Source organism: Clostridium sp. (assembly GCF_040797585.1).
Taxonomy (GTDB): domain Bacteria; phylum Bacillota; class Clostridia; order Clostridiales; family Clostridiaceae; genus Clostridium_Z.
On the sequence record NZ_JBFNEO010000257.1, the window covers coordinates 1 to 3462 of the forward strand.

At 29.9% G+C, this 3462-nt stretch carries 2 protein-coding genes and 1 pseudogene; all 3 read left to right on the forward strand.

The annotated features are described in order from the left end of the window. Positions 1–241 precede the first annotated feature (241 nt). The 3 genes and pseudogenes from AB2369_RS12395 to AB2369_RS12405 all read left to right on the forward strand — a co-directional run bounded on the left by AB2369_RS12395 (position 242) and on the right by AB2369_RS12405 (position 3399). A complete protein-coding gene (locus AB2369_RS12395) occupies positions 242–1300 on the forward strand; it encodes a M9 family metallopeptidase N-terminal domain-containing protein (protein ID WP_367666785.1) in 1059 nt (352 codons plus the stop codon). Next, a pseudogene (locus AB2369_RS12400) lies at positions 1297–1938 on the forward strand (collagenase); the annotation flags it as partial. The gene AB2369_RS12395 and the pseudogene AB2369_RS12400, both read left to right, overlap by 4 nt. Before the next feature lie 66 nt (positions 1939–2004). Next, entirely contained in the window at positions 2005–3399 is a 1395-nt protein-coding gene (locus tag AB2369_RS12405; protein ID WP_367666786.1) for a PKD domain-containing protein, read from the forward strand. The last annotated feature ends 63 nt before the right edge of the window (positions 3400–3462 follow it).

Below are 3462 nucleotides of genomic sequence, written 5' to 3' on the forward strand. Positions count from 1 at the left end.
GTAATGAATTTAAATATAAACATTACATAATAATAAGAAATTTTAAAAAATAAACTTTAAAGGATGTGAGAATATAAAAAAATAATTTTAATTATGAAAAACAATTAAAAAAGGGGAGAAGAAAATGAGGAAACATTATAAAAACATCAATAAGAAATTAGTACATAGAAAAAGTTTTACTAAGTCCTTAAGTATCATGGCTATGATTGGGGTTTTAATAGCTAATACTACAGTAGGAGTTATGGCTAAAGAGTCAAATGATAAGGACATAGAACCATTAGGTATAAATGGAGCAAATGATATAAAGTCATCATCAGAAAATAAAGAATCTTCCGATAATAAAAAATTAGGAAATGTTAATCCTAGCTATCAAAAGAAATATACCTTTAAGGAATTAAACTCATTAAGCTACAGTGATTTAATAAAAACTATTAAGTCTATAAGTTACAGTGATGTTCCTGAACTATTTAAGTTTACTGAGGATAGCTATGAGTTTTACAAGGATGAGAATCGTGTACAGGCTTTAATAGATGAACTTTATAGAATAGGACAAACTTATACAAAGGATGATAATCAAGGTATACAAACAGTGGTGGAATTCTTAAGATCAGCTTTCTACCTTGGATATTACAATGAAGAACTTAAATATTTAAATACTAAGGAATTTCAAAGTAGATGTATACCTGCTATTGAGGCCATAGAAAATAATGAAAATTTTGCCTTAGGAACAAGAGTTCAAGATGAGGTAGTAGACTCTTTAGGTAAATTTATAGCAAACACTGTATGTACTCCAGAGATAGTCAATGGAGTAACAAAAATATTTCATCAATATGAAAGAAATTTAGAAGTTTATTCTAAGGAAAGAAGTAAAGGATCAGCTATATATCAATTAATGAATGGAATAGATTATCAGATATATACAGATCTTTATCATAATGATCCTAAGGATACCATATTCTATGGGAAAATAGATGGATATATAGAAGAAATAGAAAAGTTAGCTCTTTTAGGTAATAGGGCTAACAGTGATAACATGTGGTTAGTTGATAATGCTTTATATTTTATAGGGAAAATTGGAAACCTTAGAAATGATCCTAGAATATCTCAAAAGGTATTAACTGATGCTATGATGATATATCCATATCTGTCTACTCAATATTTTGAAGCTGCTACAAGGCTTTCTGAAAATTTTGGTGGGAAAAATTCTAATGGACAAACAATAGATATGGATGCCATAAGGAAGCGGGTAAGGGAAAATACCTTTCTAAAAACTATGAATTTGATAATGGAGCTTTTGTAGTTAAGGCTGGAGATAAGGTAACTGAGGAGAAGGTTAAAAGACTTTATTGGGCAGCAAAGGAAGTTAAGGCTCAATACCATAGAGTGGTTGGTAATGATAAACCATTAGAAGCTGGCAATCCAGATGATGTATTAACAGTTGTAGTATATAATTCTCCAGAGGAATATAAGATGAATGCTAAACTATATGGATATGATACGGATAATGGAGGAATATACATAGAGGGAATAGGAACATTCTTTACCTATGAAAGAAAAACTCCAGAAGAGAGTGTTTATACTCTAGAGGAGCTATTCAGACATGAATACACCCATTACCTACAAGGAAGATATGTAGTGCCAGGAATATGGGGTCAAGGTGATTTCTATAAGGATAATGAGCTTACTTGGTATGAAGAAGGTACAGCAGAATTTTTCGCAGGATCAACTCGTACTGGGGGAATACTTCCAAGAAAATCAGTAACAGGATACCTAGCTCATGATGAAGAAAGAAGATTATCTCTGCCGGAACTTTTATATTCTAAATATGGTTCATGGGACTTCTATCACTATGGATTTGCATTCTCAAACTATATGTATAATAAGGATATAGATATGCTACAAAGAATGACAAATTATATTAAGGATAATAAGGTAGAGGATTATAAGGAATATATAAAAACTTTAAGTAATAATAGTAGTTTAAATGAAGAATATCAAAGATATATGGATTCTCTTTTAGGAAATTATGATAATTTAACAGTGCCTCTAGTATCAGATGAATATTTAAAAACACATCCATATAAAAATAATAATGAGATAGTTAGCGAGATAGATTCTGTTTTAGATTTAAACAATATTACTACAGATATAAATGAATCAAGTTACTTTAATACTGTAAGTATTAAGGGTACATTTGTTGGAGGAAAGTCTGTAGATGAAGATGATGATTGGAAGGATATGAATAAGAAACTTGATGAAGTTTTAAAGAAACTAGAAGAAAACTCATGGAGTGGTTATAAAACTTTAACAGCATATTTTACTAACTATAAGGTAAATAGTGATGGAAACTATGAATTTGAAGTAAACTTCCATGGAATATCTACAGATAGTAGTGTGGAAAATAAAGCTCCAGTTATAAATGCTGAACTGGATTCCTTAGGAGTAGTAAATGAAGGAATAAAGTTCAATGGAGAAAAATCTCAGGATGAAGATGGAACAATAAAGGAATATCTATGGGACTTTGGAGATGGAACTACAAGTAAAGAAGTTAAAGGAATTCACAAGTATGAAAAAGAAGGGGTATATAAGGTTAAATTAAAGGTTACAGATGATAAAGGGGCACAAAGTGAGAAGACCTTTGAGATAAGGATAGCAAAGGAAGAGTCATCATGTAGAACAATTGAAAGTGAACCAAACGATTCTTTTAATAATGCCAATGGAGGGGTTTTCTCAGGTGAAGCAATTTCCGCTAGTTTTACTAAGGGAGATTCATCAGATATATTCTATTTTGATGTAGAAAAAGAAGGGGAAGTAACCATAGATGTAAAAAATCCTAATAATCTAGGTGTTAACTGGCTTCTTTTTAAAGAAGGAGACCTTAATAATTATATATCCTATGCCTCTAAGGAAGGAGATTCTTTAATTAATAAGGTAAATTTATCTCCAGGAAGATATTATGTAAATATATATAGTTATGATAGAAATAAGCTAGGAGACTATACACTAACCATAACTGGAGGGCTAAAAACTAGCTCAGAGAATGGTTTTGTAGATGAAGTTGAAAATAACAATAACTTTGATGAAGCTATGAAGATAACTAAGAATAAAGGAATAAGTGCATATATTGATGATAAGGATGCAGTAGATATATATACATTTACCTTAGATAAACCTTTAGATATAGAAATATTATTAGAAAAACAAAATCATATGAAACTAAATTGGATCCTTTATCATGAGAGTGATTTAAACAATTATGTATCTTATGCAAATATAGAGGGCAACACTTTAAAAAATACCTATAAAGCTAAGCCAGGAAAGTATTATATCGGTGTATATAAGTATGATAAGAATACAGAAGGAGCATATACTTTAAAATTAGGATCTGCTTTAGAGTAGTGATTAAGATATATAAATTTTTAAGGGAATTCATTTAGAATTCCTATAATAGTTATAATCAGA